Genomic DNA, 15,838 nt, shown 5'->3' with positions numbered 1-15,838 from the left:
CATGGATTCACGGATCATGGACGTTCTCTCCGGCCGCGTGCTCGAACTCGGGCCGAAGCCTGCCGCCGACAGTCCCTACAAGAATTTCAAGCTGACGCGCGATGACGACGGTATCGCCTGGCTGCTGTTCGACCGCGCCGGCGCCAGCGCCAACACGCTGTCCGCCGATCTACTCGAGGAGCTCGATGCCATCGTCGCGGCGCTGGAGAACCAGCGGCCGACGGGTCTCGTGGTGCGCTCGGCCAAGCCAAGCGGCTTCATCGCCGGCGCTGACGTCAATGAGTTTCGCGGCGCCAGCGATTCCAGCGCGGTCGAGACCGCGATCGGCCGTGCCCATGCGGTGATCGACCGGCTCGAGGCGCTGCGCGTGCCCTCGGTCGCCGTCATCCACGGCTTCTGCCTCGGCGGCGGCCTCGAGGTCGCGCTGGCCTGCCAGATGCGGATCGCGATCGACGATGCCAGGTTCGGTTTCCCAGAGGTGATGCTCGGCCTGCATCCAGGTCTTGGCGGCACCGTGCGCTTCACCGAGCTGGTCAACCCGATGCAGGCGATGACCTTGATGCTGACCGGCAAGACCATCGACGCGCGCCGCGCCAAGGCGCTCGGCCTGGTCGACGCCGTCACCCAGGAGCGCCATGTCCGCAACGCGGCGAAGGATGCGGTGTTCGGCCGGCTGAAGCGCGCCAGGCCGGGCGCGCTCAACTCGATTCTCAATCTTGGTCCGGTCAGGGGCTTCCTCGCCTCGCGGATGCGCAGCGAGGCCGAGAAGGCCGCGCCGCGCAAGCATTACCCGGCGCCCTATGCGCTGATCGATCTGTGGGAGAAGCACGCCGGCAACCGCTCGGCGATGCTGAATGCGGAGAAGGCCTCGTTCGCCAATCTGATGGTGACGCCGACCGCGCAGAACCTGATCCGTATGTTCTTCCTGCGAGAGCAGATGAAGAAGCTCGCCGGCAGCGGCAACAAGGTTGCGCACGTCCATGTCATCGGCGCCGGCGCGATGGGCGGCGATATCGCGGCCTGGTGCGCCAACCAGGACATGCTCGTGACCTTGGCCGACATGAAGGCCGAGCCGATCGCGGGCGCCATGAAACGAGCGTCAGAGTTGTTCGGCAAGATCGTGCGCAAGCGGATCGACCAGCGCGACGCGCTCGACCGGCTGATCCCCGACATGGACGGCGAGGGCGTCCGCAATGCCGATCTGATCATCGAGGCGGTGCCGGAAAAGCTCGAGCTGAAGCAGAAGGTCTATGCCTCTCTCGAGCCGAAGATGAAGCCCGGCGCGATCCTCGCCACCAATACGTCGAGCATCCCGCTGCAGGATCTGCGCACCACGCTGGCACGGCCGGAGCGGCTGCTCGGCCTGCACTTCTTCAATCCGGTGTCGCGGCTGCAACTCGTCGAGGTCGTCAGCCATGACGGCACCGATGCGGCGATGCTCAAGGAGGCGCTCGCGTTCGTCGGCGCCATCGACCGCCTGCCGCTGCCGGTGAAGAGCTCGCCGGGCTTCCTCGTCAACCGCGCGCTGACGCCCTACATGCTGGAAGCGATGATGATGCTGGACGAGAAGACCGACCAGCGCCTGATCGACGCGGCCGCCGTCGAGTTCGGCATGCCGATGGGGCCGATCGAACTCGCCGACCAGGTCGGCCTCGATATCTGCCTCGATGTCGGCGACATGCTGCGCTCGAAGTTCGGCGACACGCTGCCGCCGACGCCTGCGTGGTTGCGCGAAAAAGTCGCCAAAGGCGAGCTCGGCCGCAAGACCGGCAAGGGCTTCTACACCTGGAAGGACGGCAAGGCGGAAAAGGCGCCGCTGCCGGAGACCGGTCCCCGGGTCACCGATGAGATGATCGACCGCCTGGTGCTGCCGATCTCGAATGTCTGCGTCGCCGCCTTGCGCGAAGGCATCGTCGACAATCCCGATATGGTCGACGGCGCGATGATCTTCGGCACCGGCTATGCCCCGTTCCGCGGCGGCCCGCTCAACTATGCGCGCAGCCGCGGCGTCGACAATGTGGTGTCGGCCATGCAGGCCTTGATGCGCAAGTTCGGCGGACGATTTGCGCCGGATCCCGGCTGGGAGGCATTCAAGTGAGCGATTCGCAAGTGACCGGCTCGCAAGTGACCGACGCCCACGCTCACGCGCCGCTGAGCAACGACGCCGAGCCGAAGGGCGATCTCTGCATCCGCACGCTGGCGATGCCGGCCGACACCAATGCCAATGGCGACATCTTCGGCGGCTGGCTGCTCAGCCAGATGGATCTCGGTGGCGGCGTGTTCGCCTCCAAGGTGGCGAAGTCGCGCACTGTGACGGTCGCGATCGACGCGATGAACTTCCGCAAGGCGGTCAATGTCGGCGATCTCGTCTCCGTCCACGCCAATCTGGTGCGCATCGGCCGCACCTCGATCACGGTGCATCTCGAGGCCTGGGTGCTGCGCCGCCGCGAGCAGCAGTCGATCCTCGTCACCGACGGCAATTTCACTATGTCTCGATCGACGAGCAGGGCCATCCGCAACCGATTCAGCGCGACGGCGCGACGATCGAAACCTGACATCCTCCGCGCGCCAGTGCCGCTGATTCGGTGGGAAAGGAAACGCGTCGAAACTGAGTCCAGAGCGTGGTTTGATTGCAAAAACCCGGAGTTTTTGGCGCTTCGCCGCGCAAAATAATCGAGGAACAAACAGCCAGCGACTCCGTTGTCGGGCCAAAGTCAAACCGAGGCTGACAATGTCCGACAGTTACGTGATCGAAGTGAGTTCGCAGACGGCGGGTATCGTGGTGCGCGATACGCGTGGTTATCAGTTCTTTGCTGCATCGCACCTTTTTGACCGCCTTGAAGGCCAGATCTTCCGCAATGCGCGCGAGGCCGAGCGCGCGGCGCGCCGGCTGCTCGCCGGTCAATCCATGCAGATGGCATCGTAGAACGCCTTCGCGTCATTGCGCATGGCCCGGGCGAAGCGTCCACCTTCGCCCAGGCCTTCCCTGACCCGGCACTGCACGTTGACCTCCGTGCCGAACGGTCGCACCATGGGCGACTCGCCGTTTCAAGGGGGCCGCCGTGGCCGGACTCTCCCATCGCCAGACTGAAATCCTCAACATCGCGCGCGCGTTCGGCCGGGTCATGGTCGAAGACCTCGCCAAGCGGTTCGAGGTGTCGGCGCAGACCATCCGCAAGGACCTCAACGATCTCTGCGACCAGCGCTCGCTGACCCGCATCCATGGCGGCGCGATCATCGCCTCGGGCGTCGAGAACCTCGCTTACGAGGCGCGCCGCTTCGTCGCCGCCGAGGAAAAGAAGGCGATCGGCGCGGCCGCGGCGGCACGGATTCCGAACGGCTGCTCGCTGTTCATCAATATCGGCACCACCACGGAAGAGGTCGCGAGCGCGCTGACCTCGCATGAGGACCTGCTGGTCATCACCAACAACCTCAATGTCGCGATGCTGCTGTACCGCCATCCGCGCATCGAGGTGGTGGTGGCCGGCGGCACGGTGCGCCGCGCCGACGGCGCCGTGGTCGGCTCCACCGCGACGCAGCTGATCGGCCAGTTCAAGGTCGACTACGCCATCATCGGTGCCTCCGCGATCGACGAGGAGGGCGCGCTGCTCGACTTCGACTATCGCGAGGTGCAGGTCGCGCAGGCGATCATCGCCAATGCGCGCAACGTGATGCTGGTCTCGGACTCGACCAAGCTGCGCCGCAGCGCGCCGGTGCGGATCGCCCATATGAGCCAGATCCAGACCTTCGTGACCGATTCACCGCTTCCTGCGGGCCTCGCCAATATCTGCCACAGCCGCGGTATCGAGGTGGTCGTCGCGATGGACAAGCCGCAAGTCGATCTCGACGACAACGCCGCCGACGCGGCACCCGCGGCGCTGCGCAGCGCGCAAGGCGCTTGATCTCTCAAGTTTTAGCGAACCTGTTTCGGATGCCTTTCGGCCGCTGTTGTAGCCTGCCTGAGGTGGAGCGGTTCATTGGTCAGCACGCAATTCAAGATCGTCACGGCATTGGGCATGGCGGCGATGTTCGGCGTCGTCTCGTTTGTCCTTGGCTTTAACGTCGCATCCGCGTGCGCGACGGCGCTGGCCGGCGCTGTTTCTGCGCTTGTGGTCATGCGTGCGTTCGATGGTGAGACCCAGCCGCCATCGAAGAGCGTCCGTGCCGACATCTTTCGCCTCGGCAGCGAGAGCCGCCAGGCCTGGCTTTCGGAACTGGAACAGCAGAACGGCCGTGGCAGGAAACTGCTTTACGGACTGTCGCGGATCTTCCTTTCGGGATCGCCGTGTCAGCGCATCGCGAGCGGGGGCTTCCTCGCGCAGTCGGTAATCGGCCTGGTGGCGATCGTCCTGTTCTGGCTTGGCCAGGCGATGGGCTTTGACATGCGGCTGTTCGCAATCCCGCCGTTCGGGAGCCTGTTTGCGGATGGCATCCCGATGTCGGCTGAAGCAATCGCGGGGGTGAGGTTCGAGCACCTCTTCCTGCCGCTGGTCGCGCTCTACGCCGTCACGTTTTCCCTGTTCCTGATCGCATTGCTTGGCGATCTCGCGACCATCCTGCGCGACTGGCGAGAACAGTGGAAGTATCTCACGATGCCGCTGTTCTGCTTTGCATTCTGGGCACTCCTGGCGCACCGAAGATCATCGGGATATAGCGCCCTGCAAGTCGCGCTCGGCGGCGGACACCTCTGGGCCTATGTCGCGATCTTCGTGTTCTTTCCGCTTTTCTTTCTCGTGCTGTCGGCGTCGCTGCCAGGCAATCGGGCGATCCGATGAACAGGGCTCGCTCGATCGGGCGAATCTATCTCCGCTTCGCGCTCAAAGGTATGCGATCCTTTTCGTCGCATCGTTGGTCTTCTACGTCCTGTTCGCCAGCGGTCACACATTCGTCGCGTCGACCGGTGTGCTCCTGCTCGCCGTCTACTTTGTGCGCGACAGCCGAGCTTGCGCCAAGCGGGTAGGCGGTGAAGTTCACCGTACCTACGATCCCGAAAAGGCTCTGCCGGAATTGCGCGTCGGACGATCGCCACAGCGTCCCTGACCGTCCGCCACCGCCTTGCCTGGGCGTCACGCCAAGCGTCGCTCGTCCCGTCCCTCCAAAAGCCCTGACCACGGGCACTCCGCCCAAAGAATCCCCAGCCCGAGTTCCCCATTTTCACTTTGCTTTCGTTTTTGGTTGTGATTTACTCCAATACGAAAGTAAAACCGTCAAAGCGAAGGCGGTTGCCGGGGGAAGCGTTCTTTGGACCAGATTTACGACCTCGCCATCATTGGAGGCGGCGTTAATGGCTGCGGCATCGCACGCGATGCGGCGGGCCGGGGTAACTCTGTTTTCCTCTGTGAAATGAATGACTTGGCTAGCGGGACGTCGTCCTGGTCGACCAAGCTCGTGCATGGCGGTCTGCGCTATCTCGAATATTACGAGTTTCGTTTGGTGCGCGAGGCGCTGATCGAACGCGAAATCCTCTGGCAGATCGCGCCCCACATCATTCGGCCGCTACGTTTCGTTTTGCCGCACCACGCCGGCCTGCGTCCGGCCTGGCTGCTGCGGCTCGGCCTCTTCCTCTACGACCATATCGGCGGCCGGCATTTGCTGCCGGCGACGCGCTCGGTCGATCTGACGCGCGACGCGGTCGGCAAGCCGCTGATCCCGGGCCGCTACACCAAGGGCTTTGAATATTCCGACTGCTTCGTCGACGATGCCCGGCTGGTTGCGCTGACCGCGCGCGATGCCGCCGATCGCGGCGCCGAGATCCGCACCCGCACCCGCGCGGTCGAGATCAGGCAAGTCGACGGCGTCTGGCACGTCACGGTCGAGGACAGCGTCACGGGTGCCCGCGACACGATCCAGTCACGCGTGCTGGTCAATGCCGGCGGTCCTTGGGTCGAACAGGTCCTGGCCTCGGGCGCCGGCGTCAACGCGCGCGCCAAGGTGCGCCTGGTGCAGGGCTCGCACATCGTGGTGCCCAAGCTCTACGACCACGACCGTGCCTACATCTTCCAGAACGCCGACGGCCGCATCATCTTCGTCATTCCCTATCAGAACGACTTCTCGCTGATCGGTACCACCGATCGCGACTATGACGGCGATCCAGCCAAGGTGAAGGCGACGCAGGAGGAGATCGAATATCTCTGCGCGTCCGCCAGCGCGTATCTCGCCAAGCCGGTGAAGCCCGAGGATGTGGTCTGGAATTACTCCGGCGTGCGTCCGCTCTATGACGACGGCGCCAGCGAAGCCAAGGCCGCGACTCGCGACTATGTGTTCGAGCTCGATACGCCCGGCGGTGCGCCGCTACTGTCGATCTATGGCGGCAAGATCACGACCTATCGCCGCCTCTCCGAAGAGGCGCTGGAGCGGCTGTCGCCTTATCTCCGCGGCACAAAGGCGCAGGAGGGCTGGACCGGCAAGGCGCCGCTGCCCGGCGGCGACATGGATGTATCCGCGGTCGCGGCGCTGAGCGCCGAATTGATCCGCACCTATCCGTTTCTCGCGCAATCGCACGCCAATCGTCTCGCGCATGCCTATGGCACGCGCGCCAGCAAAGTCTTGGGCAATGCAACATCGACGGCCGATCTCGGCCGCTCCTTCGGCGCCACCTTGACGGAAAGCGAAGTCAGGTACCTGATGGCGAACGAATGGGCTCGGACTGCGGACGATGTCGTCTGGCGACGATCCAAGCTGGGCTTGCGGATGACGGCGGGTGAAATCGCCGCGCTCGACGAGTGGATGCTCGCCAACCGCGTGTCCGGTGAACGTCCCCTCCGCGAAGCGGGAGGACGGGCATGAGCGTCACATTGCAGAATGTCACGCGAACCGTGGATGGCATTCCGACCATCCGCGACGTGTCGCTGACGCTGGAGCGTGGCACGCTCAGCGTGCTGCTCGGGCCGACGCTGTCGGGCAAGACCTCGATCATGCGGCTGCTCGCCGGCCTCGACAAGCCGACCACCGGCCGCGTGTTGGTCGACGGCAAGGACGTCACCGGCGCCGACGTGCGGCAGCGTTCGGTCGCGATGGTCTATCAGCAGTTCATCAACTATCCCTCGCTGACGGTCTACGAGAACATCGCCTCGCCGCTGCGCGTGCAGGGCAAGCCGCGCGCCGAGATCGAGCGGCGGGTGGCGGAAGCGGCCGGCCTGTTGCGGCTCGAGCCGTTCCTGAAGCGCACGCCGCTGCAACTCTCCGGCGGCCAGCAGCAGCGCACCGCGATCGCGCGGGCGCTGGTCAAGGGCGCCGACCTCGTGCTGCTCGACGAGCCGCTCGCCAATCTCGACTACAAGCTGCGCGAGGAGCTGCGCGCCGAGCTGCCGCGCATCTTCGAGGCCTCCGGCGCGATCTTCGTCTATGCCACCACCGAACCGTCGGAAGCGCTGCTGCTCGGCGGCGACACGGTGTGCATGTGGCAAGGCCAGGCGCTGCAAACCGGCGCGACGCCGAAGGTCTACCGCCATCCCGACACGCTGCGCGTTGCCCAGGTGTTTTCCGATCCGCCGCTCAACATCATCGGCATCGAGAAGAAGGGCGCGCAAGTGATCTATGCCGGCGGCGAGCAGGCGCCCGCGGCCGGCCTCTATGCCAATCTGCCCGATGGCCGCTACCGGACCGGCTTCCGCGCGCACCAGCTCGAGGTCGGGAACGTCGCGGCCGGCCGCCACAAATTTTCCGCCGCGGTGACGGTGACCGAAATCACCGGGTCGGAGAGCTTTGTGCACGTCCATGTCCACGGCTCGAATTGGGTCGCGGTGCTGCACGGCGTGCACGAATATGAACCCGGGCAGGTGCTCGATGCCGCGCTCGATCCCGACAACATCTTCGTGTTCGACGCGGCCGACCGCCTCGTCGCATCGCCCGCGACCTCGTTTTCGGGCAACGTGCATCGCAGTGCGCGCGCTGCAAACGCGTCAGCCGGCAACGGCAAGTGAGGGAGATGCTTCATGGCCCGCATTGACCTCGTCGATCTCGCGCACTCCTACGGCGGCAACGACGCGCCGCAGGAGTCCTTTGCGCTGAAGCCGGTCACAATGACCTGGCGGCAGGGCGGCGCCTATGCGCTGCTCGGGCCGTCCGGCTGCGGCAAGACCACGCTGCTGAACCTGATCTCCGGCATCGTGACGCCGTCGCGCGGAAAGATCCTGTTCGACGGCCGTGACATCACGCCGCTGTCGACGCAGAAGCGCAACATCGCGCAGGTGTTCCAGTTCCCGGTGATCTACGACACCATGACGGTCGGCCAGAACCTGGCCTTCCCGCTGAAGAATCGCGGCGTCGCGAAGGCCGAGGTCGACGCGCGCGTCAGGCAGATCGCCGATCTGCTCGACCTCACGCCCTATCTCAAACGCAAGGCGACACGGCTCACCGCCGACGCCAAGCAGAAGATCTCGCTCGGCCGCGGTCTGGTGCGCTCCGACGTCGCGGCCGTCCTGTTCGACGAACCGCTAACGGTGATCGATCCCGAGCTGAAGTGGCAGCTGCGCTCCAAGCTGAAGGCGCTGCATCGCGAGCTCGACCTCACGATGATCTACGTCACCCACGACCAGACCGAGGCGCTGACCTTCGCCGACACCGTCGTCGTGATGCATGACGGCCGCGTGGTGCAGAGCGGCACGCCGGCCGAATTGTTCGACAAGCCGGCGCATACGTTCGTCGGCTACTTCATCGGCTCGCCCGGCATGAACATCGTGCCCGCCGAAGTCAGTGGTCACGAGGCGCGGGTCGACGGCCATGTCATCGGCCTGCATCGAAACTATGGTGTGCTACCTGCGGGCAAGAAGATCGAGATCGGCGTGCGGCCGGAATTCGTCGATGTCGCGGCGCCGGCGTCAGGGCTGCTGTCGGCCACCATCGAGCGGATCGACGATCTCGGCCGCATCCAGTTCGCCCGCGTGCGGGTCGGCGATACCAAATTCGCCGCGCGTGTGCCGCCGGGCTTCTCGGTCTCCGGCGACACCGCCGGGCTGATCTTCAATCCCGCGCACGTCCACGTCTATGCCGACAGCCATTTGGTGGAGGGGGTCGCCTGATGGACAAGACGATCAACCAAAAAGCCTGGTTCCTGGTGCTGCCGGTGTTCCTGGTGGTGGCGTTCTCGGCGGTGCTGCCGCTGATGACCGTCGTGAACTATTCGATGCAGGACACCTTCGGCAACAACCAGTTCTTCTGGAACGGGGTCGGCTGGTTCAAGGAGCTGCTCGATCCATCGACCGATCTCGGCGGGCGCTTCCTGGCCTCGCTCGGCCGCAACCTGTTCTTCTCTGCGGTGATCCTCGCGATCGAGGTGCCGCTCGGCATCATCGTCGCGCTGTCGATGCCGCGCGAAGGCTGGAGCGTCGCGGCCTGCCTCGTCATCCTCGCCTTGCCGCTGCTGATTCCGTGGAACGTGGTCGGCACCATCTGGCAGATCTTCGGCCGGCCCGATATCGGCCTGCTCGGCTATGTGCTGAACCACCTCGGCCTCAACTACAATTACGTGTCCAATGAGGTCGACGCCTGGGTCACGGTCATCGTGATGGACGTCTGGCACTGGACCAGCCTCGTCGCGCTGCTCTGCTACGCCGGGCTGAAGTCGATCCCCGACGCCTATTACCAGGCGGCGCAGATCGACGGCGCCTCGCGCTGGGCGGTGTTCAAGGCGATCCAGCTGCCGAAGATGAACCGCGTGCTGCTGATCGCGGTGCTGCTGCGCTTCATGGACAGTTTCATGATCTACACCGAGCCGTTCGTGGTCACCGGCGGCGGCCCCGGCAATTCGACGACCTTCGTCTCGATCGAGCTCGTCAAGATTGCGCTCGGCCAGTTCGACCTCGGCAAGGCCGCGGCGCTGTCGCTGGTCTACAATCTGATCATCCTGATCGTGTGCTGGGTATTCTACACCGTGATGGTCAATGCCGGCTCCGAGCGTCCGGCCAAGGAAGGAGCGGCGTGATGCATTCGATCCCCGGCCGCCGCCTGATCATGGCGCTGTTTTTGATCTTCCTGCTGTTGCCGATCTACTGGCTCGTCAACATGAGCTTCAAGACCAACGCCGAGATCGTCTCGACGATGACGCTGTGGCCGCACACGCCGACGCTGCAGCACTACAAGCGCATCTTCACCGACGAGAGCTGGTATTCGGGCTACATCAATTCGCTCGAATACGTGGTGCTCAACACAATCATCTCGATCGCGGTGGCGTTGCCGGCGGCCTATGCGTTCTCGCGCTACCGCTTCCTCGGCGACAAGCATCTGTTCTTCTGGCTGCTGTCAAACCGCATGGCGCCGGCGGCGGTCTACGCGCTGCCGTTCTTTAACCTGTATTCGGCGATCGGCCTGTTCGATACGCCGTGGGCGGTCGCGCTCGCGCACTGCATCTTCAACGTGCCGCTGGCGGTGTGGATCCTCGAAGGCTTCGTCTCCGGCGTGCCGCGCGAGATCGACGAGACCGCGTTCCTCGACGGCTATTCGTTCCCGCGCTTCTTCATCAAGATCCTGGTGCCGCTCATCGCAAGCGGCATCGGCGTCGCCGCCTTCTTCTGCTTCATGTTCTCCTGGGTCGAGCTGCTGCTCGCGCGGACGCTGACCTCGGTGCAGGCCAAGCCGATCGCGGCGATCATGACGCGCACGGTCTCGGCGGCCGGCATGGACTGGGGCCTGCTCGCCGCCGCCGGCGTGCTCACCATCATTCCGGGCGCGCTGGTGATCTGGTTCGTCCGCAACTACATCGCGCGCGGCTTCGCGCTCGGCCGGGTCTAGGAGGCGATCATGGAATCCATCGCATGGATGGCCTGGACGCTGCCGACCGCGATCTTCTTCGTGCTGCTGGCCTCGACGCTCGGCGTGATGACCTGGCTCGCGGCGGTTTATCCCGAGGCCGAGCGGGTCGGCGTGCTGCGCATCCCGACCACGCGCGGCGATCGTTTGTTCATTTCGCTGGTGCTGGCGGCGGTGATCCACCTGTTGTGGATCGGCCTCGTCGGCACCGATCCGATCCTCACCCTGCCGATCGGCGAGGGCGTGGAAATTTCGAGCCTGTGGCTCGCAACGCTGATTTCGCTTCTTTCAGCCGTGGCGATCTTTCGCACCGTCTGACGAAAGCGAAGAAGAGCAGATCCGGGGTCAACCCGGGCCTGGGGTTTTGTTTGTCGCTGCAACCGGAGGAATCATAATGCGACATTTGAGAACGACAAAGGATAGTCTTTTGACTATGACCAGCGCCGCCGCGCTGATCGCGGCTTCGCTCGCGGTCGCCACGCCGGCCCGCGCCGCCGACGATGCCGTGATCCAGAAGTGGATCGCGGAATTCCAGCCCTCGACGCTGTCGAAGGAAGACCAGAAGAAGGAGCTCGAGTGGTTCGCCAAGGCCGCCGAACCCTTCAAGGGCATGGAGATCAACGTCGTCTCGGAAACGATCACGACGCACGAATATGAATCGCAGACGCTGGCCAAGGCGTTCTCCGAACTGACCGGCATCAAGCTCAAGCACGACATCATCCAGGAAGGTGACGTCGTCGAGAAGCTGCAAACCCAGATGCAGTCGGGCAAGAACGTCTATGACGGCTGGATCAACGATTCCGACCTGATCGGCACCCACTTCCGCTACGGCCAGACCATCATCCTGTCGGACTACATGAAGGGTGAGGGCAAGGAGGTCACCGACCCGATGCTCGACGTCGACGACTTCATCGGCAAGTCGTTCACCACGGCGCCGGACGGCAAGCTGTATCAGCTGCCCGACCAGCAGTTCGCGAACCTCTACTGGTTCCGCTACGACTGGTTCACCAACCCCGAGTACAAGGCCAAGTTCAAGGCCAAGTATGGCTACGAGCTCGGCGTGCCCGTGAACTGGTCGGCCTATGAAGACATCGCCGAGTTCTTCACCAACGACATCAAGGAGATCAACGGCGTCAAGGTCTACGGCCATATGGACTATGGCAAGAAGGATCCCTCGCTCGGCTGGCGGTTCACCGACGCCTGGCTGTCGATGGCCGGCAACGGCGACAAGGGTATCCCGAACGGCCTGCCGGTCGACGAGTGGGGTATCCGCATGGAAGGCTGCCGTCCGGTCGGCTCCTCGGTCGAGCGTGGTGGCGACACCAACGGCCCGGCCGCGGTCTACTCGATCACCAAATATCTCGACTGGCTGAAGAAGTATGCCCCGCCGCAGGCCCAGGGCATGACCTTCTCGGAAGCAGGTCCGGTGCCGGCGCAGGGCAACATCGCCCAGCAGATGTTCTGGTACACCGCCTTCACCGCCGACATGGTGAAGCCGGGCATCGCCGTGATGAACGCGGACGGTACGCCGAAGTGGCGTATGGCTCCGTCGCCGCACGGCGCTTACTGGAAGGAAGGCATGAAGCTCGGCTATCAGGACGCCGGCTCCGTGACGCTTCTGAAGTCGACCCCGCCGGATCGCCGCAAGGCAGCCTGGCTCTATCTGCAGTTCATCATCTCCAAGTCGGTGTCGCTGAAGAAGAGCCATGTCGGTCTCACCTTCATCCGTGAGTCCGATATCTGGGACAAGTCGTTCACCGAGCGTGCGCCGAAGCTCGGCGGCCTGATCGAGTTCTACCGCTCGCCCGCGCGCGTGCAGTGGACCCCGACCGGCAACAACGTGCCCGATTATCCGAAGCTCGCGCAGCTGTGGTGGCAGAACATCGGCGATGCGTCGTCCGGTACCAAGACGCCGCAGCAGGCGATGGACGCGCTGGCCGCGGCCCAGGATTCGGTGATGGAGCGTCTTGAGAAGTCCGGTGTGCAGGGCGCCTGCGGACCGAAGCTGAACAAGAAGGAATCCGCCGAGTTCTGGTACAAGAAGGCCGAGAAGGACGGCACCATCGCTCCGCAGCGCAAGCTCGCGAACGAGAAGCCGAAGGGCGAGACGATCGACTACGACACGCTGATCAAGTCGTGGCCGGCCAACCCGCCGAAGCGCGCCGAAGCGAAGTAAGGCGCAAGCAAAGGCGTACCAGCCCACGCCATCCGAAGACGACGAAAGGCCGGGAGCGATCCCGGCCTTTTTGCTGATTGCCAGGTCATTCCGGGATGGTGCGCAAGCACCAGACCTCAGGTGCGCAACTGCGCACCGGGGAATCTCGAGAATCCGGGTTCGATGCGTCGCATCGCCCCGGAATGACGATGTGGAGAGAGGAGCGCTCCCTACTCCGCCGCCTCGGTCGCCTTCAGCGTCGGATAATCCGTGTAGCCCTTGGCGCCGCCGCCGTAGAAGGTCGCCTTGTCCCATTCGTTGAGCGGCGCGCCGGTCTTGAGCCGCTCCACCAGATCGGGGTTGGAGATGAACGGCTTGCCGAACGCGATCAGGTCAGCCGCGCCGGCCTCCAGCACTTTCTCCGCTAGCGCGAAATCGTAGCCGTTGTTGGCGACATAGGCCTGCTTGAAGCGCTTGCGCAGCGAGGCGTAGTCGAACGGCGCGATATCGCGTGGGCCGCCGGTTGCGCCCTCGACGACGTGGAGATAGGTCAGCTTCAGCGCACTGAGCTGTTCGACGATGTAGTCGAACAGCGCTTGCGGATTGGAGTCGGTGATGTCGTTGGCCGGCGTCACCGGCGAGATCCGGATGCCAGTGCGATCTGCGCCGGCCTCGATGGCGACCGCCTTGGACACGTCCAGCATCAGCTTGGCGCGGTTCTCGATTCCGCCGCCATAAGCGTCGGTGCGCTTGTTGGTTCCGTCGCGGGCGAACTGGTCGAGCAAATAGCCGTTGGCGCCGTGGATCTCGACGCCGTCGAAGCCGGCCGCCAGCGCATTCGCCGTGCCGCGCTTGAAGTCCTCGATGATCCCGGGAATTTCCGACAATTCGAGCGCGCGCGGCTCGGACACGTCGGCAAACGTGCCGTTCACGAAGGTCTTGGTCTTGGCCTTGATGGCGCTCGGCGCCACCGGCGCGCCGCCGTTCGGCTGCAGTGCGACATGCGAGATGCGGCCGACATGCCAGAGCTGGATGAAGATGCGGCCGCCGCGCTCATGCACCCGATCGGTGACCTTGCGCCAGCCCTCGACCTGTTCCTTCGAATAGATGCCGGGCGTGTCCTGATAGCCCTGGCCCTGCTGCGAGACCTGGCTCGCCTCGGTGATCAGAAGGCCGGCGGAGGCGCGCTGGCCGTAATAGTCCACCGCGAGCGGGCTCGGCACCATGCCTGGCGGCACCGCGCGGTTGCGCGTCAGTGGCGCCATCACCAGGCGGTTCGGCAGCGTCAGCGCGCCGAGCTCGTAGGGCTCGAGAAGTTTGGTCGATTGGCTCATGTAAATGTTCCAGAGAATGACTGATGAAGGAGAATTGTGCATTGCCGCGACGAGCGCAATGCCCGAGGCATTCGCGCTCCGCAGGCTAGCTGCGCACAATTCCGCCCATGTGGCCGGCATCGAGGAACAGGGTGTGCGCGTTGACGTAGGAGGATTCATTCGAAATCAGGAACAGCGCAGTATAGGCGACCTCCCAGCCGGTGCCCTGGCGGCCGAAAGGCACTGTCACGGCGCGGTCCGATCGCCTGCGGCTGGCGTCGCGGCCCATCGGCGTGTCCATGAAGCCGGGCGCGATCACATTGCAGCGAATGCCCTTGTCCTCGCCGGCCCGCGCGATCGCCCGGCCCAGCGCGATCTGCGCCGCCTTGGAGGATTCATAGGCCGGGTTGCGGCCGCCGGCGCGCTGGCTCGCCATTGAGGAGATCAGGATGATCGCGCCGCCCGGCGCCATCACCTCCAGCGCCTTCTGCGCGAACAGCATGTGGCTGCGCACATTGACGGCATAGTCGCGGTCCCAGGCTTCGGCCGTCATCTTGGGCAGCGACAGGCCGGAGGAGATGCCGACATTGAGCGCCAACCCGTCGAGCCCGCCGAGCTTCTGCGCGCAGCGTTCGACCGCGGGCGCGATCGCCGCGACATCGGAGACGTCGACCACATCGGTGAGGGCCTTGCCGCCTTCCTTGGTGATCTGCGCGACGGTGTCGTCGGCCGCGTCCTTGTTGACGTCGAGGCAGGCGACCGACGCGCCCTCGCGCGCGAACAGCACGCTCATGGCGCGGCCGTTGCCGATCGGCGGCGCTTCATCCACGGTTGTGCGCTGTCCCGCGCCGACCACGATGATGCGCCGCCCGGCGAGGCGGCCGTGGTTCTTCGCCAGTCCAAGCGCTTCGGCATGCAGCGAAGCGGACGGATCGATGGCTTTCGGTGCGTGGGTTGTGGTCGACATGGCGTGCTCCCTGACGTCTTGTTGTTGTCAGGGAGCAGTAGCACGGGCGAGGGCGTGAAGCGAAAATCCCGTCGCGGGGAATATGGATCGCCGAAGCGCGTCAGCTGACGCCGAGGAAATCGCGCTTGCCGATCTCGACGCCGTTGTGGCGCAGGATGTCGTGCGCGGTCACGGCGTGGAAATAGAAGTTCGGGAATGAGAACGCGCTGAGGAATTGCTGGCCCTTCAAGGTCATCGTGCGATCGGGGCCGATCGGGAAGGTGACGTCCCTGGCGTCGGCGCCGTTGAACTGCTCCGGCTTGAACGACTTCACATAGTCGATCGTCTTGGCGAGCCGCTGCTTCAGCTCACCGATGCTCTTCTCGGTGTCGGGCGTCGACGGCACGTCGCTATGGGTCAGCCGCGCGCAGCCCCGTGCAGCGTGATCGCAGACCAGTTGCACCTGCTTGGTCAGCGGCAGCATATCGGGATAGAGCCGCGATCCCAGCAGCACCTCGGGCGCGATCTTCTTGGCCTCGCAATGCGCCTCGGCCTTGGTCAGCTCGCCGGTGAGGCTGTTGAGGATCTGCAGGTAGGCGGGGACGACGGCGTCATGAAAGGACATGTGATGCTCCCTGTTCTGATGAAATCCGGATGTTACCGAACGGCGATGCTGCA

Annotated in this window: 15 protein-coding genes and 1 pseudogene; 12 read left to right on the top strand and 4 right to left on the bottom strand. The window is 64.6% G+C overall.

All coding sequences use genetic code 11. The features are described 5' to 3' along the window. Position 1 precedes the first annotated feature (1 nt). The 3 genes and pseudogenes from ACVMIH_RS20150 to ACVMIH_RS20140 all read left to right on the top strand — a co-directional run bounded on the left by ACVMIH_RS20150 (position 2) and on the right by ACVMIH_RS20140 (position 2,926). Complete coding sequence (locus ACVMIH_RS20150; protein ID WP_456863107.1) at positions 2-2,098, top strand: 3-hydroxyacyl-CoA dehydrogenase NAD-binding domain-containing protein; 2,097 nt, start codon at positions 2-4, stop codon at positions 2,096-2,098. Between the two features lie 26 nt (positions 2,099-2,124). After that, a pseudogene (locus ACVMIH_RS20145) lies at positions 2,125-2,555 on the top strand (acyl-CoA thioesterase). 176 nt (positions 2,556-2,731) lie between these two features. Further along, positions 2,732-2,926, top strand: coding sequence for a hypothetical protein (locus ACVMIH_RS20140; protein ID WP_057016955.1), 195 nt, complete (start codon positions 2,732-2,734; stop codon positions 2,924-2,926). On the opposite strand, the gene ACVMIH_RS20135 is transcribed toward ACVMIH_RS20140, so the two are convergent. After that, positions 2,902-3,033, bottom strand: coding sequence for a hypothetical protein (locus ACVMIH_RS20135; protein ID WP_256521284.1), 132 nt, complete (start codon positions 3,031-3,033; stop codon positions 2,902-2,904). The two genes, ACVMIH_RS20140 and ACVMIH_RS20135, sit on opposite strands and share 25 nt — an antisense overlap. Before the next feature lie 29 nt (positions 3,034-3,062). Here ACVMIH_RS20135 and ACVMIH_RS20130 point away from each other — a divergent pair, with 29 nt between their 5' ends. The 9 genes from ACVMIH_RS20130 to ACVMIH_RS20090 all read left to right on the top strand — a co-directional run bounded on the left by ACVMIH_RS20130 (position 3,063) and on the right by ACVMIH_RS20090 (position 12,922). Then, positions 3,063-3,902 carry a DeoR/GlpR family DNA-binding transcription regulator gene (locus ACVMIH_RS20130; protein ID WP_057016956.1) on the top strand — a complete coding sequence of 280 codons (840 nt, stop codon included), beginning with the start codon at positions 3,063-3,065 and terminating at the stop codon, positions 3,900-3,902. Between the two features lie 75 nt (positions 3,903-3,977). Further along, entirely contained in the window at positions 3,978-4,775 is a 798-nt protein-coding gene (locus tag ACVMIH_RS20125; protein ID WP_456863104.1) for a hypothetical protein, read from the top strand. A gap of 466 nt (positions 4,776-5,241) precedes the next feature. Next, positions 5,242-6,786, top strand: coding sequence for a glycerol-3-phosphate dehydrogenase (gene glpD / locus ACVMIH_RS20120; protein WP_225158590.1), 1,545 nt, complete (start codon positions 5,242-5,244; stop codon positions 6,784-6,786). Then, positions 6,783-7,922: an ABC transporter ATP-binding protein gene (locus ACVMIH_RS20115; RefSeq protein ID WP_168857235.1), complete on the top strand. Its 1,140-nt coding sequence runs from the start codon at positions 6,783-6,785 to the stop codon at positions 7,920-7,922. Before glpD ends, ACVMIH_RS20115 begins: the two co-directional genes overlap by 4 nt. A 12-nt stretch (positions 7,923-7,934) precedes the next feature. Further along, the gene (locus ACVMIH_RS20110) at positions 7,935-9,020 is read left to right on the top strand and encodes an ABC transporter ATP-binding protein (RefSeq protein WP_057016959.1); all 1,086 of its coding nucleotides are present in this window, start codon (positions 7,935-7,937) and stop codon (positions 9,018-9,020) included. Next, positions 9,020-9,922 (top strand): carbohydrate ABC transporter permease, encoded by a 903-nt coding sequence (locus ACVMIH_RS20105; RefSeq protein WP_028338609.1) that lies wholly within the window; start codon positions 9,020-9,022, stop codon positions 9,920-9,922. The genes ACVMIH_RS20110 and ACVMIH_RS20105 overlap by 1 nt, the downstream gene beginning before the upstream one ends. Beyond that, positions 9,922-10,728 carry a carbohydrate ABC transporter permease gene (locus tag ACVMIH_RS20100; protein ID WP_028333212.1) on the top strand — a complete coding sequence of 269 codons (807 nt, stop codon included), beginning with the start codon at positions 9,922-9,924 and terminating at the stop codon, positions 10,726-10,728. Before ACVMIH_RS20105 ends, ACVMIH_RS20100 begins: the two co-directional genes overlap by 1 nt. A gap of 9 nt (positions 10,729-10,737) precedes the next feature. Beyond that, positions 10,738-11,064, top strand: a complete 327-nt coding sequence (locus ACVMIH_RS20095; RefSeq protein ID WP_057016960.1) for a DUF2160 domain-containing protein — start codon at positions 10,738-10,740, stop codon at positions 11,062-11,064. A 115-nt stretch (positions 11,065-11,179) separates the two neighbouring features. Further along, positions 11,180-12,922 carry an ABC transporter substrate-binding protein gene (locus ACVMIH_RS20090; protein ID WP_038382516.1) on the top strand — a complete coding sequence of 581 codons (1,743 nt, stop codon included), beginning with the start codon at positions 11,180-11,182 and terminating at the stop codon, positions 12,920-12,922. Positions 12,923-13,131: 209 nt separating this feature from the next. Here the strand turns inward: ACVMIH_RS20090 and ACVMIH_RS20085 are convergent, their stop codons facing one another. From ACVMIH_RS20085 to ACVMIH_RS20075, 3 genes are all read right to left on the bottom strand, one after another. Further along, positions 13,132-14,235 carry an alkene reductase gene (locus ACVMIH_RS20085; protein ID WP_456863102.1) on the bottom strand — a complete coding sequence of 368 codons (1,104 nt, stop codon included), beginning with the start codon at positions 14,233-14,235 and terminating at the stop codon, positions 13,132-13,134. Between the two features lie 85 nt (positions 14,236-14,320). After that, positions 14,321-15,181: an SDR family NAD(P)-dependent oxidoreductase gene (locus ACVMIH_RS20080; protein WP_456863099.1), complete on the bottom strand. Its 861-nt coding sequence runs from the start codon at positions 15,179-15,181 to the stop codon at positions 14,321-14,323. A gap of 100 nt (positions 15,182-15,281) precedes the next feature. Continuing rightward, the gene (locus ACVMIH_RS20075) at positions 15,282-15,785 is read right to left on the bottom strand and encodes a DUF1993 domain-containing protein (protein WP_225158585.1); all 504 of its coding nucleotides are present in this window, start codon (positions 15,783-15,785) and stop codon (positions 15,282-15,284) included. Between the last annotated feature and the right edge of the window lie 53 nt (positions 15,786-15,838).

It is taken from the genome of Bradyrhizobium sp. USDA 4503 (assembly GCF_054055815.1).
This window is presented reverse-complemented; position numbering and strand designations above follow the sequence as displayed.

Coding starts and splice junctions, on each gene's coding strand:
- ACVMIH_RS20085 (WP_456863102.1), bottom strand. CDS start 14,235: ATGAGCCAATCGACCAAACTTCTCGAGCCCTACGAGCTCGGCGCGCTG.
- ACVMIH_RS20080 (WP_456863099.1), bottom strand. CDS start 15,181: ATGTCGACCACAACCCACGCACCGAAAGCCATCGATCCGTCCGCTTCG.
- ACVMIH_RS20095 (WP_057016960.1), top strand. CDS start 10,738: ATGGAATCCATCGCATGGATGGCCTGGACGCTGCCGACCGCGATCTTC.
- ACVMIH_RS20090 (WP_038382516.1), top strand. CDS start 11,180: ATGACCAGCGCCGCCGCGCTGATCGCGGCTTCGCTCGCGGTCGCCACG.
- ACVMIH_RS20115 (WP_168857235.1), top strand. CDS start 6,783: ATGAGCGTCACATTGCAGAATGTCACGCGAACCGTGGATGGCATTCCG.
- ACVMIH_RS20100 (WP_028333212.1), top strand. CDS start 9,922: ATGCATTCGATCCCCGGCCGCCGCCTGATCATGGCGCTGTTTTTGATC.
- ACVMIH_RS20140 (WP_057016955.1), top strand. CDS start 2,732: ATGTCCGACAGTTACGTGATCGAAGTGAGTTCGCAGACGGCGGGTATC.
- ACVMIH_RS20105 (WP_028338609.1), top strand. CDS start 9,020: ATGGACAAGACGATCAACCAAAAAGCCTGGTTCCTGGTGCTGCCGGTG.
- ACVMIH_RS20075 (WP_225158585.1), bottom strand. CDS start 15,785: ATGTCCTTTCATGACGCCGTCGTCCCCGCCTACCTGCAGATCCTCAAC.
- ACVMIH_RS20110 (WP_057016959.1), top strand. CDS start 7,935: ATGGCCCGCATTGACCTCGTCGATCTCGCGCACTCCTACGGCGGCAAC.
- ACVMIH_RS20150 (WP_456863107.1), top strand. CDS start 2: ATGGATTCACGGATCATGGACGTTCTCTCCGGCCGCGTGCTCGAACTC.
- ACVMIH_RS20135 (WP_256521284.1), bottom strand. CDS start 3,033: ATGGTGCGACCGTTCGGCACGGAGGTCAACGTGCAGTGCCGGGTCAGG.